22 protein-coding genes and 1 pseudogene are annotated in these 24,954 nt (G+C 72.1%); 11 read left to right on the top strand and 12 right to left on the bottom strand.

What is annotated here, in order from left to right:
• Positions 1-3: 3 nt before the first annotated feature.
• Positions 4-1,101, bottom strand: a complete 1,098-nt coding sequence (locus tag ACZ5C2_RS22240; protein ID WP_468793541.1) for a LacI family DNA-binding transcriptional regulator — start codon at positions 1,099-1,101, stop codon at positions 4-6.
• A 194-nt stretch (positions 1,102-1,295) separates the two neighbouring features.
• Between ACZ5C2_RS22240 and ACZ5C2_RS22235 the strand changes: the two genes are divergently transcribed.
• From ACZ5C2_RS22235 to ACZ5C2_RS22225, 3 genes are all read left to right on the top strand, one after another.
• Positions 1,296-2,249 (top strand): ROK family protein, encoded by a 954-nt coding sequence (locus tag ACZ5C2_RS22235; RefSeq protein ID WP_468793538.1) that lies wholly within the window; start codon positions 1,296-1,298, stop codon positions 2,247-2,249.
• A 79-nt stretch (positions 2,250-2,328) separates the two neighbouring features.
• Complete coding sequence (locus tag ACZ5C2_RS22230) at positions 2,329-2,535, top strand: hypothetical protein (RefSeq protein ID WP_468793535.1); 207 nt, start codon at positions 2,329-2,331, stop codon at positions 2,533-2,535.
• A 142-nt stretch (positions 2,536-2,677) separates the two neighbouring features.
• Positions 2,678-3,718 carry an NUDIX hydrolase gene (locus ACZ5C2_RS22225; protein ID WP_468793532.1) on the top strand — a complete coding sequence of 347 codons (1,041 nt, stop codon included), beginning with the start codon at positions 2,678-2,680 and terminating at the stop codon, positions 3,716-3,718.
• A 118-nt stretch (positions 3,719-3,836) separates the two neighbouring features.
• Here ACZ5C2_RS22225 and ACZ5C2_RS22220 read toward each other — a convergent pair whose 3' ends face one another.
• Both ACZ5C2_RS22220 and ACZ5C2_RS22215 read right to left on the bottom strand, forming a co-directional pair.
• Complete coding sequence (locus ACZ5C2_RS22220; protein WP_468793529.1) at positions 3,837-4,589, bottom strand: MBL fold metallo-hydrolase; 753 nt, start codon at positions 4,587-4,589, stop codon at positions 3,837-3,839.
• 73 nt (positions 4,590-4,662) lie between these two features.
• Positions 4,663-6,024: a M20/M25/M40 family metallo-hydrolase gene (locus tag ACZ5C2_RS22215; protein WP_468793527.1), complete on the bottom strand. Its 1,362-nt coding sequence runs from the start codon at positions 6,022-6,024 to the stop codon at positions 4,663-4,665.
• Positions 6,025-6,219: 195 nt separating this feature from the next.
• Between ACZ5C2_RS22215 and ACZ5C2_RS22210 the strand changes: the two genes are divergently transcribed.
• The 3 genes from ACZ5C2_RS22210 to ACZ5C2_RS22200 all read left to right on the top strand — a co-directional run bounded on the left by ACZ5C2_RS22210 (position 6,220) and on the right by ACZ5C2_RS22200 (position 9,597).
• The gene (locus tag ACZ5C2_RS22210) at positions 6,220-7,458 is read left to right on the top strand and encodes a geranylgeranyl reductase family protein (protein WP_468793525.1); all 1,239 of its coding nucleotides are present in this window, start codon (positions 6,220-6,222) and stop codon (positions 7,456-7,458) included.
• A gap of 187 nt (positions 7,459-7,645) precedes the next feature.
• Positions 7,646-8,935, top strand: a complete 1,290-nt coding sequence (locus ACZ5C2_RS22205) for a sensor histidine kinase (protein WP_468793523.1) — start codon at positions 7,646-7,648, stop codon at positions 8,933-8,935.
• The gene (locus ACZ5C2_RS22200; protein ID WP_468793521.1) at positions 8,932-9,597 is read left to right on the top strand and encodes a response regulator; all 666 of its coding nucleotides are present in this window, start codon (positions 8,932-8,934) and stop codon (positions 9,595-9,597) included. Before ACZ5C2_RS22205 ends, ACZ5C2_RS22200 begins: the two co-directional genes overlap by 4 nt.
• Here ACZ5C2_RS22200 and ACZ5C2_RS22195 read toward each other — a convergent pair.
• The gene (locus ACZ5C2_RS22195; protein WP_468793519.1) at positions 9,558-9,842 is read right to left on the bottom strand and encodes a DUF6332 family protein; all 285 of its coding nucleotides are present in this window, start codon (positions 9,840-9,842) and stop codon (positions 9,558-9,560) included. The genes ACZ5C2_RS22200 and ACZ5C2_RS22195 overlap by 40 nt on opposite strands.
• Before the next feature lie 83 nt (positions 9,843-9,925).
• On the opposite strand from ACZ5C2_RS22195, the gene ACZ5C2_RS22190 reads away from it, so the two are divergent.
• Positions 9,926-10,318: a MarR family winged helix-turn-helix transcriptional regulator gene (locus tag ACZ5C2_RS22190; RefSeq protein ID WP_468793516.1), complete on the top strand. Its 393-nt coding sequence runs from the start codon at positions 9,926-9,928 to the stop codon at positions 10,316-10,318.
• 19 nt (positions 10,319-10,337) lie between these two features.
• On the opposite strand, the gene ACZ5C2_RS22185 is transcribed toward ACZ5C2_RS22190, so the two are convergent.
• From ACZ5C2_RS22185 to ACZ5C2_RS22175, 3 genes are all read right to left on the bottom strand, one after another.
• Positions 10,338-11,072, bottom strand: a complete 735-nt coding sequence (locus ACZ5C2_RS22185) for a maleylpyruvate isomerase family mycothiol-dependent enzyme (protein ID WP_468793513.1) — start codon at positions 11,070-11,072, stop codon at positions 10,338-10,340.
• 35 nt (positions 11,073-11,107) lie between these two features.
• Positions 11,108-11,986 carry an SDR family oxidoreductase gene (locus tag ACZ5C2_RS22180; protein ID WP_468793510.1) on the bottom strand — a complete coding sequence of 293 codons (879 nt, stop codon included), beginning with the start codon at positions 11,984-11,986 and terminating at the stop codon, positions 11,108-11,110.
• Between the two features lie 151 nt (positions 11,987-12,137).
• Positions 12,138-13,301 carry an MFS transporter gene (locus ACZ5C2_RS22175; RefSeq protein WP_468793506.1) on the bottom strand — a complete coding sequence of 388 codons (1,164 nt, stop codon included), beginning with the start codon at positions 13,299-13,301 and terminating at the stop codon, positions 12,138-12,140.
• A gap of 264 nt (positions 13,302-13,565) precedes the next feature.
• Here ACZ5C2_RS22175 and ACZ5C2_RS22170 point away from each other — a divergent pair, with 264 nt between their 5' ends.
• Together ACZ5C2_RS22170 and ACZ5C2_RS22165 are read left to right on the top strand one after the other, a co-directional pair.
• A complete protein-coding gene (locus ACZ5C2_RS22170; protein WP_468793503.1) occupies positions 13,566-14,045 on the top strand; it encodes a hypothetical protein in 480 nt (159 codons plus the stop codon).
• Between the two features lie 115 nt (positions 14,046-14,160).
• A complete protein-coding gene (locus tag ACZ5C2_RS22165) occupies positions 14,161-14,844 on the top strand; it encodes a class F sortase (RefSeq protein WP_468793500.1) in 684 nt (227 codons plus the stop codon).
• 49 nt (positions 14,845-14,893) lie between these two features.
• Here the strand turns inward: ACZ5C2_RS22165 and ACZ5C2_RS22160 are convergent, their stop codons facing one another.
• Entirely contained in the window at positions 14,894-16,537 is a 1,644-nt protein-coding gene (locus ACZ5C2_RS22160; RefSeq protein WP_468793497.1) for a cellulase family glycosylhydrolase, read from the bottom strand.
• A 46-nt stretch (positions 16,538-16,583) separates the two neighbouring features.
• Positions 16,584-17,675: a GDSL-type esterase/lipase family protein gene (locus tag ACZ5C2_RS22155; RefSeq protein WP_468793494.1), complete on the bottom strand. Its 1,092-nt coding sequence runs from the start codon at positions 17,673-17,675 to the stop codon at positions 16,584-16,586.
• Between the two features lie 435 nt (positions 17,676-18,110).
• Here ACZ5C2_RS22155 and ACZ5C2_RS22150 point away from each other — a divergent pair.
• Positions 18,111-18,504 (top strand): annotated as a pseudogene (locus tag ACZ5C2_RS22150) (DUF6807 family protein); the annotation flags it as partial.
• A 314-nt stretch (positions 18,505-18,818) separates the two neighbouring features.
• Here ACZ5C2_RS22150 and ACZ5C2_RS22145 read toward each other — a convergent pair.
• Complete coding sequence (locus ACZ5C2_RS22145) at positions 18,819-19,478, bottom strand: phosphatase PAP2 family protein (protein WP_468793491.1); 660 nt, start codon at positions 19,476-19,478, stop codon at positions 18,819-18,821.
• 119 nt (positions 19,479-19,597) lie between these two features.
• Positions 19,598-21,847 carry a heavy metal translocating P-type ATPase gene (locus ACZ5C2_RS22140; RefSeq protein WP_468793487.1) on the bottom strand — a complete coding sequence of 750 codons (2,250 nt, stop codon included), beginning with the start codon at positions 21,845-21,847 and terminating at the stop codon, positions 19,598-19,600.
• Positions 21,848-22,029: 182 nt separating this feature from the next.
• Between ACZ5C2_RS22140 and ACZ5C2_RS22135 the strand changes: the two genes are divergently transcribed.
• Positions 22,030-23,013 (top strand): hypothetical protein, encoded by a 984-nt coding sequence (locus ACZ5C2_RS22135; protein WP_468793484.1) that lies wholly within the window; start codon positions 22,030-22,032, stop codon positions 23,011-23,013.
• Between the two features lie 3 nt (positions 23,014-23,016).
• On the opposite strand, the gene ACZ5C2_RS22130 is transcribed toward ACZ5C2_RS22135, so the two are convergent.
• Positions 23,017-24,852 (bottom strand): glycoside hydrolase family 15 protein, encoded by a 1,836-nt coding sequence (locus ACZ5C2_RS22130; RefSeq protein ID WP_468793481.1) that lies wholly within the window; start codon positions 24,850-24,852, stop codon positions 23,017-23,019.
• Positions 24,853-24,954: the final 102 nt, after the last annotated feature.

The following is a 24,954-nucleotide window of genomic DNA, read 5'->3' as shown; positions in this document are numbered from 1 at the left end:
CGGTCAGTCCGCCGGGGGCAGCTCGCCGGAGCCGCGAGTGATCAGCCGGGTGGGGAGCTCGATGCGCTCCGGGGTGAGCAGGGTGCCGTCCAGCTGGCGGAACAGCCGCTCGGCCGCGGTCCGGCCGAGGGCTGCCGCGTCCTGGGCGACGACCGTGACACCCGGCTGGAGGAGATCGGCGAGCTCGATGTCGTCGAAGCCGACCAGGGCGACCGCGCGGGCGTGCTCGGCCAGCACCCGAATCACGGTGACCGTCACCCGGTTGTTGCCCGTGAAGATCGCCGTGACCGGCTCCGGGCCGGAGAGCATCTCCCGGGCCGCCCGGCGCACCCGCTCGGGGTCGGTGACACCCAGCGACATCCAGGGGTCCGCCACCGGTATCCCCGCGTCCTCCATGGCGGTCCGGTAGCCGCGCAGCCGCTCGGCCGCCGTGTGGATACGGGGCATGTCGCCGATGAAGCCGATTCTGCGGTGCCCGTGCGCGATCAGATGGCTGACGCCGCCGTGGGCGCCGCCGTAGTTGTCCGACACGACGACGTCCGCGTCGATGTTCCCGGCCGGACGGTCCACGAAGACGGTGGCGACACCCGCCTTGAGTTCCGGTTCCAGGTAGCGGTGGTCGTCACCGGCCGGGATCACCACCAGTCCGTCCACCCGCCGGGCGCACAGCGCCAGCACCAGTTCCTGCTCGCGGTCGGCGTCCTCCGCGCTGGAGCCGTTGATCAGCAGCGCGCCGTGGGCGCGGGCCACCTCCTCCACCGCCCGGCTCAGCGGCCCGTAGAACGGGTCCGCGAGGTCCTCCAGGACCAGGCCGATGCTGGCGGTGCGGCCCTTGCGCAGCACCCGGGCGCTGTCGTTGCGGCGGAAGCCGAGCGCCTCGATCGCCTCCTGGACCCGGCGCTCCGTATCCGGCGTGACGCCGGGTTCGCCGTTGACCACCCGGGAGACCGTCTTGAGGCCGACCCCGGCACGGGCTGCCACGTCCTTCATCGTCGGACGGTTGCCGTAACGGGTGCCTGGGAGGCGGCGTTCGGTGCGGCGGGTCGTCTCCGGCACGGTGCGGTGTCCTGTCCTGTCGGCCACGGGAATGCGTAGGTCCATGGGTTGTATGAGGATGTGGCGTCGAGCATAGAGCCTGGACAACGTTGTCAGAGTCGGGAGACACTGTCCGACGCGCACTCCGGCCCATGCTTCACCGCTCGATCGGGCCGCTGTCCGTTTCCATGTGTTACCTCGTGGTCGCACATGGTCGTTCTCGGCGATTTACTGATGTCTGACGGGGAGATCCGACACTGATGCACACCGACCTCGTGGCCGCGCTCGACATCGGCGGCACCAAGATCGCCGGCGCGCTGGTGGACGGCCAGGGCCGGATCCTGGTTCGCGCCCAGCGGCCCACACCCGCGCGGGAGAACGGGGACACCGTCATGCGCGCGGTCGAGGCGGTGCTCGGTGAGCTCACCGCGTCCGAGTTGTGGCGGTGCGCGGGCGCGGTGGGTATCGGCAGCGCCGGCCCCGTGGACGCCTCGGCCGGCACGGTGAGCCCGGTGAACGTGCCGGGCTGGCGCGACTACCCCCTCGTCGCCCGGGTCCGGGAGGCGGCCGGGGGGCTGCCCGTGGAGCTGATCGGCGACGGCGTGGCCATCACGGCCGCCGAACACTGGCGGGGCGCCGCGCGCGGCCACGACAACGCGCTGTGCATGGTGGTCTCCACCGGGGTCGGGGGCGGCCTGGTCCTCGGCGGCCGACTTCACCCCGGGCCCACCGGGAACTCCGGCCACATCGGCCACATCAGCGTGGACCTCGACGGCGACCCCTGTCCCTGCGGCTCGCGCGGCTGCGTGGAGCGCATCGCCAGTGGTCCCAACATCGCGCGCCGGGCTCGGGAGAGCGGCTGGCTGCCCGGCCCGGACGGTGACACCTCCGCCGCCGCGGTGGCCGCCGCCGCCCGGGACGGGGACCCGGTGGCCGTGGCGTCCTTCGAGCGGGCGGCCAGGGCGCTGGCCGCCGGTATCGCGGCCACCGCGACGCTCGTCGAGATAGACATAGCCGTGATCGGCGGGGGCGTGGGCAAGGCGGGCGAGGTCCTCTTCGCCCCCCTGCGCAAGGCGCTCACCGAATACGCCACCCTCTCCTTCGTCCAGCGCCTCGCGGTGATCCCGGCGCAGATGGGCACCGACGCGGGTCTGGTGGGCGCCGCGGCGGCGGCCCTGGCCGGCCGGCCGGACGCGGCGGTCGCGGGAGTCTGAGGCGGCGCGGCACGGACGGCGGGCCACGATCCGGGAAGTGGGGCGTGACTCCGGGGCGGTCCGCGCAGTTGAGCCGGGTATGAAGAAGCGCAGCATGCTCGCCATTGCCTCCCTCGCCACCGGCTTCGTCGTCGCGGCCGTCACCCCGTCCCACGCGCTCGGTGACACCGTCCTCAGTGACACCGCCCTCGGTGGTCTCGACGTCGGGGACAGGCTCAGCACCTTCGACCGGACCGTCGGCGACAACACGCTGGAGCTGGACGTCGCCCAGGAGGACGAGGTCTGACGGGCCCCACGACGGAGCCGTACGGCGCCGGCGCACCCGGACGGGAGGGGCGCCGGCGCCGTCATGCGTTCTCTACGGGAGTTGGTTTCCGTGGCAGGGTGGAGCGGGCAAGCCACAGGGGGCCAACAGAAGAGGGGGAACCGTGATCGTCTGGATCAACGGCGCGTTCGGGGCGGGGAAGACCACCACCGCACGTGAACTGATCGAGCTGATCCCGAACAGCACGCTCTTCGACCCGGAGGTCATCGGCGGAGCACTGGAGAAGCTGCTTCCGCCCAAGCGCCTCGCCGAGGTCGGCGACTTCCAGGACCTGCCGGTCTGGCGACGACTCGTGATCGATACGGCGGCCGCGATGCTCGCCGAGCTCGGCGGGACCCTCGTGGTCCCCATGACCCTACTGCGCCAGGAGTACCGCGACGAGATCTTCGGGGGTCTCGCCGCCCGCCGGATACCGGTCAGCCATGTTCTGCTCGCTCCGGCGGAAACGATCCTGCGGGAGCGGATAGCCGCCCGCGACCTCTCCACGGACCTGCCCGACGGGGAGATACGCGTCCGACAGTGGGCATACGACCACATCGAGCCGTACAAGGCGGCGCTGGCCGCCTGGCTCACCGCCGACGCCCATCCGGTCGACAGCGGAGCCCTCACTCCCTACGACACCGCCCTGAGGATCGCCGAGGCGGTCGGCAGCGGGGCGGCCCCCGCCTGCGACATCGTGCAGACGCCCGAGCCCACCGCCGAGACGGTCGCCGCCGGTGTCCTGCTCTTCGACGAGCAGGACCGGGTGCTGCTCGTCGACCCGACCTACAAGGCGGGCTGGGAGTTTCCGGGCGGAGTGGTCGAACGCGGTGAGGCTCCCGCGCGTGCGGGGATGCGCGAGGTCGCCGAGGAGACCGGGATCCGCCTCGACGACGTACCGTCGCTCCTCGTCGTCGACTGGGAGCCGCCCGTTCCGCCCGGATTCGGCGGCCTGCGGCTGCTCTTCGACGGCGGACGCCTGGAGTCCGCGGACACCGGGCGGCTGCTGCTGCCCGGCCCGGAGCTGCGCGGCTGGCGCTTCGCCTCCGAGGCCGAGGCCGCCGAACTGCTCCCGCCGGTGCGCTACCAACGGCTGTGCAGGGCGCTGCGGGCACGGGAGCGGGGGAAGGCGATGTACCTGGAGGCCGGAGTGCCGGTCGGCTGACGGGGGAGCGCATGTGCGGCCACCCTGCGTTGTCGGCCGTGTCACACCCTGCGTTGTCGGCCGTGTCGGCCGTGTCGGCCTGCGGCTCCTGCCGGACGGACCGGTCTCCGGCCGCCCGTCAGCGTGCTGCCTGCCCGCCATCCGGCGGAGCACCGGCCGCATCCGCCATCGCGTGCAGCGCCCGCGCCGCCCCCGCGAGCACCGGGTCGCCATGACCGAAGCAGGCCACCTCCGCGTCGAGAGCGGCGAGCCGGTGGCAGGCGGCAAGGACCTGGCGCCGGTCGAGGTTGAACACGCCCGGCATCACGGCGCCGTCCACGGGCGAGGCGGCCACCGTGTCGCCGGTGAACAGCACCCCGTACCGGGGCAGATGCAGCGCGACACTGCCATGTGTGTGCCCCGGTACGTGCACGACCTGCGCCCCGCCGCCCACGTCGAGGACGTCACCGTCCGACACCTCCGTCACCCTGACCGGACGTTCGAAGTCCCCTGAGGGAAGGAGCCGCACGGCCCGCTCGTGCAGCGGCCGCTCCCAGTCCTCGAACACCGGTTCCGGACCCCACACTTCGCCGCGCACGTGGGGCGCGTCCAGACGGTGGGCGAGCACCTCGGCACCGGTGAGTGCCGCCACCTCGGCCGCCCCGCCCGCGTGGTCCTCGTGGAAGTGGGTGAGCACGACACGGCATACGTCCCGCGGGTGCAGGCCGAGCGCGGTCACGGCCTCGGCGATCGCCGTCCCGGACCCCGCCGGGCCGGCGTCGATCAGGGTGAGCCCTTGCCCGTGCCCTTCCCGGCCGTCCCGCCAGAGGTACGCCTGGCCGACCGGGAACCGCAGGAGATGAAGGCGCGGGAGGAGTTCGACGACGTCCATGGGACGACCGTAGGGCGAAGTCCCCGCCGAGGACGGGGACTCTGCCGTGAGCAGAGCGGTGAACCGCTGTGGGTCAGTGCGCGCCGGACGCGTAGTTGCGCAGGAACAGCGCCTCCGCGACCGACAGCCGCTCCAGCTCGTCCGGGGACACGCTCTCGTTCACCGCGTGGATCTGCGCCTCCGGTTCGCTCAGGCCGATGAGGAGGATCTCCGCCTTCGGGTAGAGGCCGGCGAGAGTGTTGCACAGCGGGATCGAGCCGCCCTGGCCGGCGTAACTCATCTCCTGGCCCGGATACGCCACCGCCATCGCGTCGGCCATGGCCCGGTAGGCCGGGCTTGTGGTGTCCGCGCGGAACGCCTGGCCCTGACCGATCTGCTCGGTGCTCACCCGCGCACCCCATGGCGTGTGCGCCTCCAGGTGCGCCCGGAGGAGCTTCGTCGCGTGGGCCGCGTCGACGCCCGGTGGCACCCGCAGGCTGATCAGCGCGCGGGCGCTCGCCTGTACGGACGGCGTGGCGCCGACCACCGGCGGGCAGTCGATGCCGAGCACGGTGACCGCGGAGCGCGCCCAGATGCGGTCGGCGATCGTGCCGGAACCGATCAGCTCCACACCGTCGAGCACCTTGGCGTCCTTGCGGAACCGCTCGTCTTCGTACTGCAGGCCGTCCCACGCGCTGTCACCGGTCAGACCGTCCACGGTCGTGGTGCCGTCCTCGGCGCGCAGCGAGTCCAGTACGCGCACGAGTGCGGCCAGCGCGTCCGGCGCGGCCCCGCCGAACTGGCCGGAGTGCAGATTGCCCTCGAGGGTGTCGATCCGTACCCGGACCAGTGTCATGCCGCGCAGCGTGGAGGTGACCGTGGGCAGGCCGGCACGGAAGTTGCCCGCGTCGCCGATCACGATGGTGTCGGCCGTCAGCAGATCGGGGTGCTCCTCCGCGTACCGCTCCAGACCGCCGGTGCCCTGCTCCTCCGAGCCCTCGACGATCACCTTGACGTGTACAGGGATGCCTCCGTCGGCCTTGAGCGCGCGCAGCGCCAGCAGGTGCATGATCACGCCGCCCTTGCAGTCGGCGGTCCCGCGTCCGTACCACCGGCCGTCGTGCTCGGTCAGCTCGAAGGGAGGGGTGGTCCAGCCGGATTCGTCCAGCGGCGGCTGAACGTCGTAGTGCGCGTACAGCAGCACGGTCCTCGCACCGTCGGGACCGGGCAGGTAGCCGTACACCGACTGTGTGCCGTCCGGGGTGTCCAGCAGCGCCACGTCCTCGAAGCCCTCGGCGGTGAGCGCGTCGGCGATCCAGCGTGCGGCGCCCTCGCTCTCGCCTCGCGGGAACTGGCCGAAGTCCGCCACCGACTTGAAGGCCACCAGCTCGGTGAGCTCCTCCTTCGCCCTGGGCATCAATGAGGCGACGGTCGCGGCGACCGGATTCGCGGACATGGGCACGCTCCTTGTGGGTGCGACGTTGTACGTGTGCGTACTTCTTCGTAAGAGATGATCGTTGCGGTGTGCGTGAGGTCCCGTGTACGGGGCACTTGCGCCGCCGATCCTCCCACAGTGGCCCAGGACGACCGCCGCCGTAGGATGCGGGAGGACATCAGCGGCAGGCGGCTGGATCGGGAGCAGTAGACCATCGTGAGCAGCGAGAACTCTTCGGCGGACGACGTGCGGCAGGTGTGGGACGTCGTCGTGGTGGGCGCGGGACCCGCGGGGGCCTCGGCCGCCTACGCGGCGGCGGTCGCGGGACGGCGTGTGCTGTTGCTGGAGAAGGCGGAGCTGCCACGCTACAAAACGTGCGGCGGCGGCATCATCGGCCCTTCACGTGACTCGCTCCCGCCCGGTTTCGAACTTCCTTTCAAGGACCGGGTGCACGCGGTGACGTTCTCCCACAACGGCCGTTTCAGCCGCACCCGGCGTTCGCGTCAGATGATGTTCGGGCTGATCAACCGGCCCGAGTTCGACCAGCAACTCGTGGAGCACGCACAGAAGGCGGGTGCCGAGCTGCGCACCGGTGTCGCCGTACAGCGGGTGGAACAGCACGGCCCGGCCGTACCGGACCGGCGGACGGTCGCCGTGGTGCTGCAGGACGGCGAGACGGTGCTGGCGCGGGCCCTGGTCGGCGCGGACGGCAGCGCGGGACGCATAGGAGCGCACGTCGGGGTCAAGCTGGACCAGGTCGACCTGGGCCTGGAGGCGGAGATCCCGGTCCCGGAGACCGTCGCCGACGACTGGAAGGGACGGGTGCTCATCGACTGGGGTCCGATGCCCGGCAGTTACGGCTGGGTCTTTCCCAAGGGTGACACGCTGACCGTGGGGGTGATCTCGCGCCGCGGTGAAGGCGCCGCGACCAAGCGGTACCTGGAGGACTTCATCGGGCGGCTCGGCCTCGCCGGCTTCGAACCGAGCATCTCCTCAGGACACTTGACCCGCTGCCGCGCCGACGACTCGCCGCTGTCGCGTGGGCGGGTGCTGGTCTGCGGGGACGCGGCGGGACTGCTGGAGCCATGGACCCGCGAGGGCATCTCCTTCGCGCTGCGCTCGGGCCGGCTGGCGGGGGAGTGGGCCGTGCGGATCGCCGAGGCCCACGACGCCGTGGACACACGCCGCCAGGCACTGAACTACGCCTTCGCCGTCAAGGCGGGGCTGGGCGTGGAAATGAGCGTCGGCAAGCGGATGCTCGCGGCGTTCGAACGGCGTCCCGGGGTGTTCCACGCGGTCCTCACCGGCTTCCGCCCGGCATGGAAGGCGTTCAAGGACATCACCCAGGGCTCGACGTCGCTCGGTGAACTGGTCCGCACCCATCCGCTGGCCCACCGCGCCCTGCTGGCACTGGACCGGCGTCCTGCGGGCGACGAGGTCAGTTCCCGACCGTGACCCGGAAGACCGGGTGGTACGCCGTTGGCCTCGTGTATGCGCAGCAGGGCCCCGCGACCGCACCGGGACGGCCCGCGGCCCAGCCGTCATAGGAGGCCGGGCCGCCCGGAGTACTTCGCAGGGAGTACGGGTGAGCACCACGCCGGGCTGACGTCGCCGGGGGTGCCCGGCGTCTAGCGTGACGGACATGGACGAGCGTGGACCCGCCGGCGGGACCCCGGGGCGGTGGCGGCACGGGCGGCCGCCCCAGTGGTGGCGGCACGGCCCACCCGCATGGAGCCGCTGGACCGACGAGCGAGAGGGGGCCCTCGAGGGCGGTGCCGAGGCCGGTGGGAGCCGGCACCCCCGGTGGCCGTGGCGCTCCACCGTGCTGCTCACGGCGTTCGTGCTGACGGGTTCCACCTTCGCGGCCCACGCCCAGGAGGGCGAACGGGTCGCCCTGGATCCCTTGGCCCGCATCCTGCTGTTCATGGCCGGCGCGATGCTGCTGTGGCGCAAGCGCCACCCCGTGCTGGTGCTGTCCGGCACGGTGGCCGCCGTCCTGCTCTACACGGCGGCCGGATATCCGTACGGCCCGGTCTTCCTCACCGTCGCCGTGGCCTGCTTCAGCGCCATCGTCTCGGGACGCAGGCACGCGACCTGGGTGGCGATGGGGGCATTCTGGGCGGGGCAGGCGCTGATCGCCCACGTCCTGTACCGGTGGCTGCCACCGTCCGGTGACCACGCCGTCTCGTGGAACCAGGAGATCGTGATCGCCACCTGGGTGGTGGCGCTCGTGGCGGTTTCGGAACTGGCACGGACCCGCCGTGAGCAGTGGGCGGGGGAACGGGCCGAGCGGGCCAGGGCGGCGCGGCGGCGCGCGGACGAGGAGCGGCTGCGGATCGCCCGGGAACTGCACGACGTGCTCGCGCACAGCATCTCCGTCATCAACGTGCAGGCGGGTGTCGGTCTCGCACTGCTGGACAGCGACCCGGAACAGGCGCGCACCGCGCTGACGGCCATCAAGGCGAAGAGCAAGGAGGCGCTGGGAGAGGTGCGTCAGGTGCTCGACACGCTGCGCGCACCCGGAGCCGCGCCCCGTACGCCCGCACCCGGTCTGGACCGGCTGCCCGAGCTGGTGGAACAGGCCGCGAGCGCGGGCCTCACCGTCACCGTCGAGGGACAACCGCCGCGACTGCCGCCCGGCGCGGACCTGGCCGCCTTCCGGATCGTCCAGGAGGCCCTCACCAACGTCGTACGCCACTCGGGCTCCAGGGAGGCACGCGTGTGCGTCGGACAGGAGGCGGGACGGCTGCGACTGCGCATCGACGACGACGGGCCGGCCACCGGAGACGACGCGGAAGGCGGCGGAAACGGGCTGGCCGGGATGCGCGAGCGGGCCGCCGCGCTGGATGGCACCATCGAGGCGGGCCCCCGCCCCGACGGCGGGTTCCGGGTGCTGGCCCTGCTGCCGCTCGAGGTCGAGGAGGACCGGTGATCCGTGTACTGCTCGCCGACGACCAGTCGCTGGTCCGGGCGGGTTTCCGCGCGCTGCTGGACGCGCAGCCGGACATCGGGGTGGTGGGAGAGGCGCCCGACGGTGAGGAGGCCGTGCGCCTGATCCGCGAACTGCGGCCCGACGTCGTGCTGATGGACATCCGCATGCCCGCACTCGACGGCCTGGCCGCCACCCGCCGTGTGACGCGGGACGTGGAGCTGGGAGACGTCAAGGTGGTCATGCTCACCACCTTCGAACTGGACGAGTACGTCTTCGAGGCCATCCGCGCGGGAGCCTCGGGCTTCCTGGTCAAGGACACCGAGCCGGAGGAACTCCTGCGGGCGGTGCGGGCGGTGGTGGGGGGTGACGCGTTGCTCTCCCCCGGGGTGACCCGTCGGCTGATCGCCGAGTTCGCGGCCCGGTCCAAGGAACCGGCCGCCGCCGACGCCCTCGCCGGCCTCACGGAGCGGGAGCGGGAGGTGATGGCGCTGGTCGGCATGGGCCTGTCCAACGAGGAGATCGCCCGTCGTCTGGTGGTCAGTCCGCTCACCGCGAAGACACACGTCAGCCGCACCATGGTGAAACTGGGCGCCCGTGACCGTGCCCAACTGGTGGTCCTGGCCTATGAGTCGGGACTGGTACGGCCGGGCTGGCTGGGCTGAGCCGCCCGCCGGAACCTGACCAGCACGGCGACGGTGCGGATCACGAACAGGGCGGTCGCGAGCGCGGGCCCGCCGCGGAGCAGCAGCACCTCGGCGAAGACCGGCAGTTCGAAGAGCAGCGCCGGTCCCGCCACGGCGCCGAGGACGACCGCCGCCGCGAAGGCCGCACTCACCAGCGCGTACCCGATCTCGACGGTGATCGCGTCCCGCTCGGCCTGACTCCGGCGTCCCCCGTAACCCGTCACACTCGTCCCCTGGTCGCGCTCACTCAAGGAGTCAAACAGGCGTGCGTCCGGCGGGCAAGCGACGCGGCTGCTACGGTGCGCCCATGGCGGCGGAGACGGCCGAACAGGCGCTCGTGGAACGGTGGCGGGACATACTCGCACTGCATGCGCGCACCCAGTGCGAGATAGACCGCGCTCTGCACCAGCACGGCTTGTGTGCCAGTGACTTCGAGGTCCTCGACATTCTCGCGCCGGGTTCCGGGCCGGAGGGCCGCTCCTACCGCGTCCAGGAGATCTCCGAGCGCGTCCATCTGAGCCAGAGCGCGCTGTCCCGGCTGATCGCCCGGCTGGAGAAGGACGGCCTGGTCGAGCGCGGGACGTGCGCGGAGGACCGGCGGGGGGTGCGGGTGACGCTCACGGCGAAGGGGTGCACGCTGCACGGCGAAGTCCTGCCCGTACAGCGCGCTGTGCTGGCCCGGATGCTCCCTCAGGACTGAGCGGCCGGGCCCGCGGGGCTCAGATCACGGCGGACGTCTCCCGCCACAGCGCGGCGAGTTCCGGGTCGCCCGACAGCGCCGGAACCGGCCGCCGGTTCCACAGCGCCAGATACAGCTCCTCGGCCGGTCCGGCCAGTTCGCACTCCGCGTGCCCTGCCGCGTCCCGCGTGGTCATGGGCGGCTCCGGGGACAGCCGTACGGTCCACACCGCGTCCGCGTCGGTCGTGCGCACCCGCAGGGTGCGGGGCGCCCCGGTGCGCACGCGGCTCCTGTGCCGGGCGTGGAAGCCGCGCAGCAACTCGTCGACACCGTCCACTGCGAAGTCCGTCTCGATCGGTGCCGGAGTGCCGCCGCGGGCCGCCTCCGCGTCGAACCGGTGGACGGTCGTCTCGTGCGCCTGCCGGCGGGCCCAGAACGCGAGCGGGGAGGACGGTCCGGGCAGAAAGGTGAAGCACTCCACGTCGGGCGCGGCGCCCGCCAGGGTGTCCACCAGTCGGCGGTGACTGTCGCGGTACCAGGTGAGGAGCCCGGGCCCGTCCAGCTCGGGAGGCTCACCCATCGGGCGGGGCGCCGCGTGCCCGTCGGCGACGAAGGCGGCGGCCCATCGGTGCACCACGCCGGTGTGCCGGAGCAGGTCCCGTACGTCCCACCCCGGGCAGGGCGGAACGGAGGCGGTCATACCCGCCTCCTCCGCGGCGCCGGCCAGCAACTGGCCCTCTCTCTCCAGGATTTCCAGGAACCAGGCAGTGTCCATGGCGACGAGTCTGCCGTACGGACCACCCGCCCGGGCTACGGCAACGGGGTTCCGCCGGTCGCGTTGACGATATCGGCGGTGATGTACGACGCCTCCTGGGAGGCGAGGAAGACATATGCCGGGGCCATCTCGGACGGCTGCGCCGGCCGGCCGATGGGAGCCTGCTTGCCGAACTCCTGTGTGTCCGGCAGCGTCGCCGGGATCAGCGGCGTCCACACCGGGCCCGGAGCCACGGCGTTCACCCGGATCCCCCGTTCGATCAGCATCTGTGCCAGGCCCTGGGTGAACGTGACGATGGCACCCTTCGTGGTGGCGTAGTCCAGCAGGTGCGGGCTCGGCTTGTAGGCCTGCACGGAGGCGGAATTGATGATGCTGCTGCCCTCCCGCATGTGCGGCAGGGCCATCTTGCACAGCCAGAACATGCCGTACAGGTTGGTGCGCACCACGCGGTCGAACTGCTCGGTGGAGATGGCCTCGATGCCATCTGGCTGGGACATCTGGTATGCGGCGTTGTTCACCAGGATGTCGATCCGGCCGAACTCCCGCGCCGCGCGCTCGACGAGTGCCCGGCAGTTCTCCTCCTCCCGCACGTCGCACGAGACGGGTACGGCCCGCCGGCCCGCCTCCTCCACCCAGCGCGCGGTCTCGGCGGCGTCGTCCTTCTCGCTGTCCAGATGGGTGAAGAGCACGTCGGCACCCTCCCGGGCGAATGCCAGGGCGACCGCCCGGCCGATCCCCGAGTCCCCACCGGTGATCACGGCCGTCCGGTCGGCCAGCCGGCCGCTGCCCCGGTAGGAGTCCTCACCGTGGTCCGGCGGCGGGTCCATGGGGCCGGTCCAGCCGGGATGCGGCTGGTCCTGGGCCGGGAAGTCGGGGGTCGGATACTCGTCGACGGGGTTCTGCTGCTCGGTCACGGTCTCTCCCGCTGGGCGTGAAGGGCGGTCGCGCTGCCGGCGTCCGCCGACGGAAGGACCGGCGGACGCCGGCGTCCGGGTACCCCGACACGGCGCGCCCGATCCCTCCGCCGGCGACACCACCCGTACGGCCGCCGGGGACCGTACGGGATCAGTCCGCCTGCACCTGGCGGGTCGCGAAGCCGATGACGGTGGCGACGGCGGCCAGCACCGCCACGCTGGTCAGCGCCGCCGGGAGGCTGAACCAGTCCGCCATGAAGCCGATCGCGGGCGGACCGAGCAGCATGCCGCCGTAGCCGAGGGTGGAGGCGGTCGCCACCCCGCTGGGGCCGGCGAGAGCTCCCGCCCGTTCGATGGCCACGGGGAAGAGGTTCGCGAGCCCGAGGCCGGTGATCGCATAACCGAGCAGGGCCGCCCACAGGGACGGCGCGAGCGCGCCGAGCAGCATTCCGGCCGCCGCGGTGGAGCCGCCCGCGAGGATGGTGCGGGTCCGGCCCAGGCGTTCCAGCAGCGTCGTACCGGTGAGCCGCCCGATGGTCATGGCGAGCGCGAAAAGGGTGTACCCGACCGCCGCCGCACCGGGTGAGGCGCCGAGGTCCTCCTCGAGATGGAGCGCGCCCCAGTCGGCCAGCGCCCCCTCGCCGTACGCCGTGCACAACGCGATGAGGCCGAAGACGATCACCAGCGCACGGGTACGCCGGTCCAGTCTGCGCGGGGCCACCCGCTCGGCCCGTCCGCCGGCCGCGGGGGTGAGCGGCTCGCACCGCATCAACGCCCGTCCCGCGACTGCGGTCACCAGCAGTCCGACGGTGGCGAGCCCCCACAGATGACGGGTGGGCGACAGGGACCCGGCGACCAGTGCGCCCAGGCCCGCCCCGATCATGCCGCCCAGACTGAACGCGGCGTGGAAGCCGGGCATGATGGGCCGCCGCAGCACCGTCACCAGATCGACGGCGGCACTGTTGAAGGCGACGTTGATTCCGCCGTAGGCGGCGCCGAACAGCAGGAGCACGGTGCCGAGTGCGGCGGCGGAGTGGGTCAGCGGAGGCAGGGCGACGCTGAGGCAGAGCAGGACCGCGCAGACGACGGTGACGAGGTGGCTGCCGTACCGGCGGCACAGGCGGCCGGTGAGCGTCATGGTGATGACGGCCCCGGCGGAAACGCCGAGCAGGGCGAGGCCCAGCGCGCTCGCGGAGGCGCCGGTCTGCTCCTTGATGGCGGGGATGCGGACGACCCAGCCGGCGAAGACGAAGCCGTCGAGGGCGAAGAAGGCGGTCAGGGCGATACGGAGCCGGACAAGGTCGGTACCCGGCACCACGGTGTGCGAACGGGTTTTGTTTATTGGCGGCACAAAGTGAGGCTAAGTGGTGATCGAACCGGGGGCAAGGGTTCCCGGAGGGCACCCGGGGGAGAGTGGAGAGTGCTGCCCGTGTGCCGTCGCGGGGTGAGGGTGTTAGCCCGAGTGAACGTCCCGGATGGTGGGGTCGCGCGGCATGACTGACCGTGGATCGTGCCGGAGGACGGGACAACCGTGCTGACGAGATGTCAGCTGCCCGGCCCCCAGCGGAAGGACTGAACGATGCGCTCTGCCCGCATGGTGCTTGCCACCGCAACGGCCGCGGCGGCCCTTGTCATCGCCGCGCCCGCGGCCTATGCCGATCACGCCGGTGAGGACGGCCACGACACCTCTTCCTACAGCAAGGAGGACGACAAGGAGGGCAAGTACGACAAGGAGGGCAAGCGCGACAAGCCGCACGGCGGAATGCACACGGGCGGCGGGGCTCTGGCCGCTGTGAGCGAGGGGGACTGGGGCACCGCCAAGGACCCGAAGCACGACCCGGAGACCTACAAGGACAAGGGCGACTCCCAGAAGGAGGAGTCCTGGGGCGGCAAGCAGGACAAGGAGTGGAACCACGAGAAGCCGCGCGGCGGCGTGCACACCGGCGGCGGCGGGCTGGCCCAGCCCGGTGTCACCGCCGGCGGCCTGGCCGCACTCGGAGTCCTCGGCGCCGGCGCCTTCGCGCTGCGCCGCAAGAAGGTCGCCGGCGACGTGGCCTGAGTCATGCCCGGCGTCATAGCGGCCGGGGCCGTCGGACGTGCCACGCGCGTCATGACGGCCCCGCCCGCTCTCCCCCGTGTCCCCCCTGCCGTGCCCGAATGAGGTGGTTCCCCCGATGTCGGCCAGTCCCCCCACTCCCCCCGAAACCGATCCGGCGCCGCCGATGAGGCGAAGACTGCGCGCCACCATGACGGCGGTCTTCTGGGGCGGGGCCGGCCTGGTGCTGGCCGCGACGCTGTTCGGGGGAGGGGAGGACCCTCCCGACGACGCCCATGGGCCGCACGCACCCCCCGCGGTCGCCACGGCCGCGGGCGAGCCCGCTCCCACCGCGCCGGCCGGCAGGCATCTGCCGCGGTCCGAGCCGACCCGGCTGGTCATTCCCGGCATCGACGTCGACGCCCCCTTCACCGATCTCGCCATCAACAGCAAGGGACAGCTCGAAGCGCCGCCGTCCCACAACACCAACCTGGTCGGCTGGTACGCCAAGGGCGTCTCCCCGGGAGAACGCGGTACGGCAATCATCGCCGGCCACGTGGACACGGCGACGTCCCCGGCCGTGTTCGCGCGGCTCGGCGAACTGGAGAAGGGAGACCGCTTCCGGGTGCTGCGCGGCGACGGCAGCAAGGCCACGTTCGTGGTCGACGAGACGGAGTCCTTCGACAAGGACGACTTCCCCGACGAGCGCGTCTACGCCGACACACCCGACGCTCAGGTCCGGCTCATCACCTGCGCCGGCGACTACGACCACTCCGCCAAGGACTACACCGAGAACCTGGTGGTCTTCGCCCGTCTCGTCTGACCGGCCTGCTGCCCGGGAGGAGGAGGACGCCTCCCGGGCAGCCCTTCCATCAGGCCAGGGAGCAGTCCGCGCCGTTCAGGCTGAACGCCGTGGGGCTGGGGTTGCTACCGGACCGAGTACCCGTGAAGCCGACGGTGACCGAGCCGGACGCGGGGATCGACGCGGTGTACGAGGCGGAGGCGACGGTGACCTCGGAGCCGCTCTGGACCGGTGTGCCGCCCCACATGGTGGTGATCCGCTGGCCGGCGGGGAAGGCCCAGCGCAGCGTCCACCCGTTGACCGCCGAGCTGCCGGTGTTGCGGACGGTCACCTCACCCTGGAAGCCGCCGGGCCACTCGCCCGTCACCCGGTAGCCCACCTCGCAGGCTCCGGTGGTACCGCCGGAGGACGTGGTGACGGTCACCGCGGCGGAGCGCTGAGAGCGGTTTCCGGCGGCGTCCCGGGCGTAGACGGCGAAGGTGTACGACGTGTCCGGGCCGAGGCCGGTGACGGTCGCGGAGGTGCCGGGGGTGGTGCTGACGGCTGACTCCTCGCCACCGCTGATCCGCACGACGTCATACCCCGTGACGCCGACCGCGTCGGTGGCCGCGCCCCAGCGGAGGGTCACCGATGACGCGGTCACCGCCGAGGCGCTCGGGGCACCGGGAGCGGTCGGGGCGGTGGTGTCGTCGCCCGGGCCGGAGCGGTAGACCGCCGCTTCCTCGGACGTGGCGGCGATGCCGTCGGCGCCGTTGAAGAGACGCTCGCCCCAGCCGGTCAGCTGGGCGGGGTCGAAGTTCGTGACCATGTCCAGGTACTCGACCCCGCCGCCGTTGCCGCTCCAGGACCAGCCGAGGTAGCCGAGACCGAGCTGCCGGGTGACGGCCAGGATGGTGTCCTCGTCGGGGTTGCCGTCGGAGTGGTCGTGGCCGAACTCACCGACCACTATGGGGAGTTCAGCGGCGACGAAGCGGCCCAGGTAGTCGCTGACCTCCGCGGCGGTGTCGAACACGCCGTACATGTGGATGGAGAAGACCGTGTTGGCGTCCGGGTCTGCGGCGAAGACCGATGCGGCGTTGTCGCGCATGGTGAACGCCCAGTCCTGGCCCCAGTTCGGGGCGTCGGCCATCAGGGTGTGGTCGAACCCGGCGGCGCGCAGCTTCTGGATCGCCGCCTTGGTGTCGGCTGTCCAGTTCGCGTAGCCGGTGTTGCCGTGCGGCTCGTTGCCGATGTTGACGATGACGTAGTCCTCCTGGCCGGCCAGGGCACTCTGCACGCTGATCCAGTAGTCGGCGGCGCGGGAGAGGGTGACCGCTCCGCTCTGCTCGCCGTAGCCGGTGGTGTCGTGCACCTCCAGCACGCAGATCAGCCGGTTCTGCCTGCACTGGGCGACGACGTTCGCCACGTCCGAGGCATCGTTGCGGGTCCAGCGGTCGCCGCTGGAGAGCACGACGCGTACGGTGTTGGCGCCCTTGGCCTTGATGTGCGCCAGCGAGTCGATCCGGTCGGCGTACCAGGTGTGCGCGTGATTGACGCCGCGCATCACGAAGTCGTTCCCGGAGGCCTCGAGCAGCCGGCCGTTCTCCACCCGGAACCCGGTGGGCGCCGCGTGGGCCGCAGTGGTGACGGCGAGGAGCGGGAGGAGGAGTCCCAGAAGGGTGACCAGAAGACCGGCGGTGCGTGGGACGGTGCGGCGGCGTTCGGGGGATCTCATGGCGGCTCCAGTGGGTGGGAGGGGATCTGTGTCTGCCTGCCGTGCGTCAGGAGGCGGCTGTGCAGCCGAGGGTTGCCGCCGGGGTGGGCGAGGTTGCGGGGGTGGTGGCAATGAGGCCGAAGGCCGTGCTCGCGCCGGGGGCGAGAGTGCCGTTCCAGCCCGCGTCGGTGACGGTGGCCGTGCCGTCGGCGGCCGAGTCGAGGGTGCCGTTCCAGACCTGGGTGACACGGGCGCCGCCGGCCGGTACGACCGTCACCGTCCAGCCCGGGACAGGGGCGGTGGAGGTGTTGGTCACCGTCACCTCGGCCTGGTAGCCACCCTGCCAGGCGGAGACGGTACGGAAGGACGCCGTACAGGCGGGCTCCCCGGGCTCCCCGGGCTCCCCGGGGTCGCCGTTCTCCAGGAGCGCGGCCAGGGCCGGGAACCAGCGCGCGGCGATCTTCTCGTCGCCGGCGGCGTTCGGGTGCACACCGTCGTAGGTGTCGGTGGCGGTGTCGAATCCCGTCCACTGGTCGACAACGGTGACCGGGGAGTGGCTGGTGCCGGTCGCCGCGGCCCACCCGGGTATCCGGGCGTTGAAGTCGACGACGCGCTGGGCGCAGGCGGCGCACGAGCTCGGGTTCATGGGGATGAGCTGGGCCACGAGCACACGCATGTCCGGGTTGGACGCCCGCATCTGCGCGACCAGCCCGGTGTAGGCGGCGAGAATGCGGTCGGGGGAGACACTGCTCCAGACGTCGTTCGTGCCGAAGTGCATGACAACGATGTCCGGCAGCGTCGCGGCAAGACGTGCGGGAAGCAGGTTCTGGTCCGCCACGCGGGTGGCCAACTCGCCGCCGTGCCCTTCGTTGTCGCCGTCGTGTTCCACACCGCAGCCCTGTTCCGGCAGGGTGCCGACGAAGTCGATGTCCGTATGGCCGGCGTCCTGCAGCCGGTTCCACAGTGCCGCCCGCCAGCAGCCGGGCGAACCGGTGATGGAGTCACCGAGCGGCATGATGCGCACCGGCGCGGCGGCGGCCGCCGCCGGCGCTGCTGCTGCCGCGCCAGGCGCCATGGCCAGCCCGAGGGGGAGGAGCAGGGCGGCCAGCAGGCCGAGGAGCGGAAGCGTGGGTAAGTGCAGAAGGCGGGTGTCGCGCATGGCTTTCCCTTCCTGAGAGTGGGAGCGCTCCCATGTCGGACATGAAGCCACTGTTGTCGCTGACGCGTCAAGAGTTGGGATGGATTGCGGTACGAGCGCGACGGTGCCCGTACGGCGACGGCGTGCGGCCGCCGCGTGCCGTGCCCGGGGAGTCGAACGGCCGGTTCGATCAGGTCCGGGCGCCTTCCGGGGTGCCGCCCTGCATGCCGGCGGCCGGGCGGGGAGGAGTGCCGCAGCCGCGAAAACAATCACCGATAACGGTGTGTTGACCGGACCTGTGACGCGCTGCCCACCGTGATCGTGGTCGTGCTCGGACCGCCCGCCGCCCGCCGCCCGCCGCCTGCCGCCCACCGCCGCGCACGCCACGTCCGGGTCACGGGCGTTCCGGCGGCGCGGGGTTGTCCTGGTCCGCGGCCGGGCCCAGGGTCTGCGGAGAAGGGGCTGCAGTGGCGGGGGCCGCGGGACTTCACCGGGGGAACGGTTCTCGCGCCGGGGCACGGTTCCGGTTCCGGCGCGGATGCCGGGAAGCTCATGGGGACGCGGAGCGCGTGGCTCGCCTTCACGGCGGAGCACGACGCATACGACGGTCACTCCACGCTCGTCTTCGCGCATGCGCCGGAGAACCTCGAGGCGGGGCGGGCTTGTTCACCCGTCGCACTGGTTCGTGCGCTCGGAGCCGGTACCGTCGGTCGCGTTCTCCTGGGCGTTCTTCGAGGAGTTCACGCTGGCGCCGGGCGAGTCCTTCGCGTACCGGTACCGGGTCGTGGTCGCGGACGGTGCCTGGGACGGGGAGCGGGTGGAGGCCTACCTGGACGGCCTCGCGTGGTGAGCGGGGCCGCGCCGTCGCCGGGGCTGTCGTACCGTGCCCTTCGCGGGCACCCGCTGTCGCCCGCCGCGGGCAGCCGCGCCTTCCCCTCCGGCCGCGTCGGAAACGGCCTTGGAGGTATTCCCAGGGCGATCGGGTGGGCCCGGCGGCACCCGGTCGGTGCCGGGCCGGGCATCCCCGCTCCGCGCCAACGCCGGGGGTACCGGTGAGCGGCGGGTGGCGCAACCGGCCCGGGGAGCCGCACCGGCCCCGGGCAGTGGGCGAAACTCCGTTCCCCGGACCTCTGGCGCTCCTCACCGCGCCGTGAGGCAGGCGCCTCACCCCTGCCGGGGCCCCCGCGCATACGACGCGGGGAAACGGGCCGACGCCACGGCCAGCGCGGTCGCCGCACTGGCGATACCGAGCACCGCCCCCGCCGCCACATCGCCGGGATAGTGCACCCCCGTATGGATACGGGAGTATCCGACCGCCCCCGCCAGCGCCCCCAGCGGTACGGACGCCGCAGGCAGCATGGTCCCGACCGCCGTCGCGAACGCGACCGCCGACGCGGTGTGCCCGGAGGGGAACGACGCCGAGGTCGGCATCGGTACATGGCGGTCCACAGTCACCCGCGCCGCCTCCCGGTCCGGACGGTCCCTGCGTACCAGACGCTTGCCCAGCAGATTGGCCGACGCCGACGCCACCGCTATGGCCCCGACACCGGCGAGCGCCGCCCGGCGCGGACGTGACCCCGCCAGGGTGAGCGCACCCGCGATGCTGAACGAGATCTTGGAATGGTCAGCCGCGTGGGAGAGACGGCGCAGCGCCCGGTCGAGGGTCGGCGTCGGCGTGGCCGCGACCGCCGCGTACAGGGCGCCGTCCACCGCTCTGAGATCACCGAGTACCGCGGAGGCCACCCTGCGCAGTCCGTCGGCCGGCGGCACGGGCTCGGTGAGTGGACGGGTGACGTCCTGGGCGGTGGTGGGCGGCTCGCTCATCTGTCTCTCCCGCGGTGGCATCGTGGAGTGGCGTACCCGCACAGTGGTGCGGGAATCACCAGGTGCCCACGGTACGCAAACACCACACGGGGTGCCCGCCCGCCCCGTCCCCCGGCGGGTCAGGCGGCCCGGAAAGTGCGCAGGCGCAGGGAGTTGCCGACCACGAAGACCGAGGAGAAGGCCATGGCCGCCCCCGCGATCATGGGGTTCAGCAGTCCCGCCGCCGCGAGCGGCAGCGCCCCGACGTTGTAGGCGAACGCCCAGAACAGGTTGGACCGGATGGTGCCGAGGGTGCGGCGGGCGAGGCGGATGGCGTCCGCCGCGGCTCGCAGGTCACCGCGGACCAGGGTCAGGTCCCCGGCCTCGATCGCGGCGTCCGTGCCGGTGCCCATGGCCAGGCCCAGGTCCGCCTGCGCGAGCGCCGCCGCGTCGTTGACCCCGTCACCGACCATGGCGACCGAACGGCCCTCGGCCTGCAGCCGCTTGACGACGTCCACCTTGTCCTGCGGCAGCACCTCGGCGATGACGTCCTGCGGTGCGATGCCGACGTCACGCGCGACCGTGTGAGCCACCGCGTTGTTGTCCCCGGTCAGCAGGACCGGCCGCAGACCGAGTGCGCGCAGCCGGCGGACGGCCTCGGGGCTGGTGTCCTTCACCGCGTCGGCGATCTCCAGGACCGCGCGCGCCTCCCCGTCCCAGGCGGCGATCACGGCGGTGCGTCCGGTCTCTTCGGCCCGCTCCCTGGCCCGGGCCAGGCTCTCGGGCAGTTCCAGGGACCACTCCCGCAGCAGCTGGTCGCGGCCGACGAGGACCGCGTGGCCGTCGACGACGCCCTGGACTCCGAGACCGGGGACGTCTGCGAAGTCCTCCGGCACGGGCAGCTCGCCCAGCTTCTCGCGCGCGCCGTCGGCGACCGCCCTGGCGATGGGGTGCGCCGAGGCGTGCTCCAACGCGCCCGCGAGCCGCAGCACTTCGGTCTCGTCGGTACCGGCGGTGGTATGCACGGACAGGAGGGTCATCCGGCCCGTGGTGACCGTGCCGGTCTTGTCGAGGACCACCGTGTCGACGCGGCGGGTGGACTCCAGGACCTCAGGGCCCTTGATCAGGATGCCGAGCTGGGCGCCGCGTCCGGTGCCGACCATCAGAGCGGTGGGCGTGGCCAGCCCGAGGGCGCACGGGCAGGCGATGATCAGGACCGCCACGGCGGCGGTGAACGCGGCCGTCAGGCCGGAGCCGTTGCCGATCCAGAAACCCAGGGTGCCCAGGGCCAGGGCGATGACGACGGGCACGAAGACGGCGGAGATCCGGTCCGCGAGCCGCTGTGCGGCGGCCTTTCCGTTCTGCGCGTCCTGCACCAGCCGTGCCATGCGGGCCAGCTGGGTGTCCGAGCCGACCCGGGTGGCCGTCACGACGAGGCGCCCGCCGACGTTGACGGTCGCCCCGGTGACCGGGTCCCCGGCGGTGACTTCCACCGGCACCGACTCGCCGGTGAGCATCGAGGCGTCCACCGCGGAGGAACCCTCGACGACGGTTCCGTCGGTCGCGATCTTCTCGCCGGGGCGTACCAGGAATCGGTCGCCCACCATCAGCTCGGCCACGGGAATCGACTTCTCGACTCCGTCGGCGGGCAGCACGGTGACGTCCTTCGCGCCCAGCTCCAGCAGGGCCCGCAGTGCCGCGCCCGCCTTCCGCCTGGCACGTGCCTCGAAGTAGCGGCCTGCCAGGATGAACGCGGTGACTCCCGCCGCCGCCTCCAGATAGATGTTCCCGGCGCCGTCCGAGCGGGAGATGGTCAGCGCGAACGGGTGCGTCATCCCCGGGGTGCCCGCCGTCCCGAAGAACAGTGCCCACAGCGACCACAGGAACGCGGCCGAGGTACCGACCGAGATCAGCGTGTCCATGGTGGCCGCACCGTGCCGCGCGTTGGTGAGGGCGGCCTTGTGGAAGGGCCATGCCGCGTACGTCACGACCGGCGCCGCCAGGGTCAGCGACAGCCACTGCCAGTACTCGAACTGCAGCGCGGGGATCATCGCCATCGCCACCACGGGCACCGCCAGCACGACGGCGGTGGTCAACCGGTGGCGCAGCGACTGGAGTCCGTCCGTCTCCGGCGCGGGCCCGGCCGGTGCCGGCTCCTGTGCCGTGTATCCGACGGACTCGACGGTGGCGATCAGGTCGGGGACGGTCACCCCGCCGCCGTAGCCGACCCTGGCCTTCTCGGTGGCGTAGTTGACGGTGGCGGTGACCCCTTCCATCCGGTTGAGCTTCTTCTCGATCCGCGCGGCGCACGAGGCGCAGGTCATGCCGCCGATCGTGAGTTCCACCTCGGCTTCGGCGCCGGCGCCGACATCGGCTGTACGGACGGTCATCCTGTGCTCCTGTGGCAGAAAGATACGGGGCGGGGGTACCCGGTAGGGAGTTCATGTATACCCCGGTGGGGTATGCGCCGCAAGATGGTGAGCCGACTTGACTGAGTACCCCCTGGGGGTATGGTGAGCTCCATGGATCGGCTCGTTGTGAGCCGTGGGTCCCTGTTTCCGAGGAGACGGTCATGAACACCGGACTGAAGATCACCGCATTTGCCGCCGCCCTGGCCGCGACCTTCGGCACGGCCTACGGCATCGGCGAGGCCCTCGACCCGGTCGTCGCGGAGCGTGCGCCGGCGCACGACGAGCGGCACACCTCGGCGTCACCGGAGGCGAAGGAAAGCGGCGGCCACACCGGGCACGACGGCACGCCGCCCGGCGGGCTCCAGATCTCCGAAGGCGGATACACCCTCGATCTGCGGACCCCGCGGGTCACCGCCGGGCACCGCGCCGACCTGCGCTTCACCGTGCGGGACGACAGCGGGCGGGCCGTCACCGAGTACCGTCGCGAGCACGGCAAGGAACTCCACCTCATCGTCGCTTCCCGCGACCTGCTCACGTACCGCCATCTGCACCCCACCCGTGCCGCCGACGGCACCTGGAGCACCCCTGTCGACCTGCCCCGGGCCGGCGGTTACCGGGTCTTCGCCGACTTCACCCCGGCCGAGCGGGGCGCGGAGAACCTCACGCTCGGAGCGGATCTCGCGGCGTCCGGCTCCTACCGGCCGCAGGAACTGCCCCGGGCCGCGGCCACGGCCCGCGTCGACGGCTACGAGGTCGGGCTGACGGGGTCACTGCGGCCCGGCCGGGCGAGCGAACTGCGTCTGAGCGTCTCGCGTGACGGAAAGCCGGTCACCGACCTCCAGCCCCATCTCGGTGCTTACGGCCACCTGGTCGCCCTGCGCTACGGAGACCTCGCCTACTTGCACGTCCATCCGCAGGGCGAACCCGGCGACGGCCGGACCGACCCCGGCCCGGAAGTCTCCTTCACGGCCACCGCACCCAGTGGCGGCAGCTACCGGCTGTTCCTGGACTTCAAGCACGAGGGAGTCGTCCGTACCGCGGCGTTCACGGTCCGGGCCGGAGCGGCCGAGACCGGAGCGGCCGAGACCGGAGCCGAGATCCCTCCGAGCGGCACACCGGGACACTCCGACGGCCACGGGCACTGAGCCTCAGCCCAGGGCGCGGTCCAGATTGAACGCGGCGCTGATCAGGGAGAGATGGGTGAAGGCCTGCGGGAAGTTGCCCCGCTGCTCCCCGGTATGGCCGATCTGTTCCGCGTACAGCCCGAGATGGTTGCCGTACGTCAGCATCTTCTCGAAGGCGAGGGCGGCCTCGTCGACCCGTCCGGCCCGGGTCAGCGCCTCGACGTACCAGAACGAGCAGATGGAGAACGTGCCTTCGTCACCGCGCAGTCCGTCGGGGCTCGCCTGTGGGTCGTAGCGGTAGACCAGGGAGTCGGAGACCAGGTCCTCGGTGAGGGAGTCGAGCGTGGACAACCACTTGGGGTCGGTCGGCGCGATGAACTTCGCCATCGGCATCATCAGTACCGCGGCGTCCAGTACGTCCCCGTCCTCGTGCTGCATGAACGCCTGCCGTGACGCGGACCAGCCGCTGCTCATGATCCGCCGGTAGACGGTGTCCCTGCTCGCCCGCCAGCGGGGCAGATCGGCGGGCAGACCGCGCTGGTGGGCCATCCGGATGGCCCGCTCGACCGCCACCCAGCACATCAGCCGCGAGTACAGGAACTTCTTCCGCCCGCCGCGCGTCTCCCAGATGCCCTCGTCGGGCTGTTCCCAGTGCGCGCACACCCAGTCCACCAGCGCCGTCACGTGGTCCCACTGCTCGCTGGAGACCGGTTCGGCCCACTTGTCGTACAGATAGATGGAGTCGATCAGCGCCCCGTAGATGTCGAGCTGCAACTGGTCGGCCGCGGCGTTGCCGATCCGGACCGGTGCCGAGCCGCAATGACCCTCCAGATGGCCGAGCTCGTGCTCGGTGAGGTCGGTGCGGCCGTCGATCCCGTACATGATCTGCAGTGGGCCGGAGCCTCTGCAGTTACCCGGGCTGACGTGCCGGGACACGAACGCCATGAACGCCGCCGCCTCCTCGGAGAACCCCAGCCGCAGCAGCGCGTACACACAGAACGCCGCGTCGCGCACCCAGACGTACCGGTAGTCCCAATTGCGTTCCCCGCCGAGGTCCTCGGGCAGGCTGGTCGTCGGCGCCGCCACGATCGCGCCGGTCGGCGCGTAGGTGAGCAGCTTCAGCGTGAGGGCGGAGCGGTGCACCATCTCCCGCCATCGCCCCCGGTAGCGCGAGGAGGACAGCCAGTTCCTCCAGTACGACACCGTCGTGGCGAACTCCCCCTCCGCATCCCCGCACTCACACCGGTTCGGCGGCGTGTCGGCGTCGAACTGCTCCAGGGCGAGGACCGCCGTCTCGCCCTCGGCCAGCGTGAAACCGGCCCGCACATCCGGTCCGCCGGCCTCCAGCGGGACGGTCGCGGTGAGCGCGAGGGACAGGTCCCGGGATGTGAAGACCGCGATGCCGCCGGTCAGACGCACGGTGTGCGGGTGAGCGCCGTAGCCGAAGCGCGGCGCCACCCGGGTCCGGAACGGCACGGAGCCGCGTACGCACAGCACCCGCCGGATCAGCCGGTGCGGGTGCTCCCCGGTCGATTCGCCGTCGACGGGCATGAAGTCCTGTACCTCGCCGACCCCGTCCTCGGTGAAGAAACGGGTGATCAGGACGTTGGTGTCGGGAAAGTAGAACTGCTTGGTGTGGGCCGGTACGGCCGCCGCCAGCTCGAAGCAGCCACCCCGCTCGGCGTCCAGGATCGCGGCGAACACACTCGGCGAATCGAAGGACGGGCAGCAGTACCAGTCGATGGTGCCGTCGATCCCCACCAGCGCCGCACTGCGCAGATCACCGATCAGCCCATGATCGGCGATCGGTATGTACCTCGGCGCTGCCGATGCGCTCCGTTCCCTGGCCGTCCCGTCCATCGCAGCCTCCCTGGCCGGCGGCGCACACCGTCACGCGTGCACCACGTCTGTCCAGCCTAGGTCCGTCCGGCCGATCGAGCCGGAGGAGGAAGCCGAAGCGTC

The sequence above is a fragment of the Streptomyces sp. NPDC031365 genome (assembly GCF_055569765.1).
Note: the sequence above shows the minus strand (reverse complement) of the source record. Positions and strands in the feature narration are given on the sequence as shown.

Excerpts from the sequence above, each read along its gene's own strand:
- ACZ5C2_RS22160 (WP_468793497.1), bottom strand. The coding sequence starts at position 16,537 with ATGAGATCCCCCGAACGCCGCCGCACCGTCCCACGCACCGCCGGTCTT.
- ACZ5C2_RS22235 (WP_468793538.1), top strand. The coding sequence starts at position 1,296 with ATGCACACCGACCTCGTGGCCGCGCTCGACATCGGCGGCACCAAGATC.
- ACZ5C2_RS22220 (WP_468793529.1), bottom strand. The coding sequence starts at position 4,589 with ATGGACGTCGTCGAACTCCTCCCGCGCCTTCATCTCCTGCGGTTCCCG.
- ACZ5C2_RS22205 (WP_468793523.1), top strand. The coding sequence starts at position 7,646 with ATGGACGAGCGTGGACCCGCCGGCGGGACCCCGGGGCGGTGGCGGCAC.
- ACZ5C2_RS22240 (WP_468793541.1), bottom strand. The coding sequence starts at position 1,101 with ATGGACCTACGCATTCCCGTGGCCGACAGGACAGGACACCGCACCGTG.
- ACZ5C2_RS22130 (WP_468793481.1), bottom strand. The coding sequence starts at position 24,852 with ATGGACGGGACGGCCAGGGAACGGAGCGCATCGGCAGCGCCGAGGTAC.
- ACZ5C2_RS22140 (WP_468793487.1), bottom strand. The coding sequence starts at position 21,847 with ATGACCGTCCGTACAGCCGATGTCGGCGCCGGCGCCGAAGCCGAGGTG.
- ACZ5C2_RS22145 (WP_468793491.1), bottom strand. The coding sequence starts at position 19,478 with ATGAGCGAGCCGCCCACCACCGCCCAGGACGTCACCCGTCCACTCACC.
- ACZ5C2_RS22215 (WP_468793527.1), bottom strand. The coding sequence starts at position 6,024 with ATGTCCGCGAATCCGGTCGCCGCGACCGTCGCCTCATTGATGCCCAGG.
- ACZ5C2_RS22190 (WP_468793516.1), top strand. The coding sequence starts at position 9,926 with ATGGCGGCGGAGACGGCCGAACAGGCGCTCGTGGAACGGTGGCGGGAC.
- ACZ5C2_RS22185 (WP_468793513.1), bottom strand. The coding sequence starts at position 11,072 with ATGGACACTGCCTGGTTCCTGGAAATCCTGGAGAGAGAGGGCCAGTTG.
- ACZ5C2_RS22155 (WP_468793494.1), bottom strand. The coding sequence starts at position 17,675 with ATGCGCGACACCCGCCTTCTGCACTTACCCACGCTTCCGCTCCTCGGC.
- ACZ5C2_RS22230 (WP_468793535.1), top strand. The coding sequence starts at position 2,329 with ATGAAGAAGCGCAGCATGCTCGCCATTGCCTCCCTCGCCACCGGCTTC.
- ACZ5C2_RS22165 (WP_468793500.1), top strand. The coding sequence starts at position 14,161 with ATGTCGGCCAGTCCCCCCACTCCCCCCGAAACCGATCCGGCGCCGCCG.
- ACZ5C2_RS22170 (WP_468793503.1), top strand. The coding sequence starts at position 13,566 with ATGCGCTCTGCCCGCATGGTGCTTGCCACCGCAACGGCCGCGGCGGCC.
- ACZ5C2_RS22135 (WP_468793484.1), top strand. The coding sequence starts at position 22,030 with ATGAACACCGGACTGAAGATCACCGCATTTGCCGCCGCCCTGGCCGCG.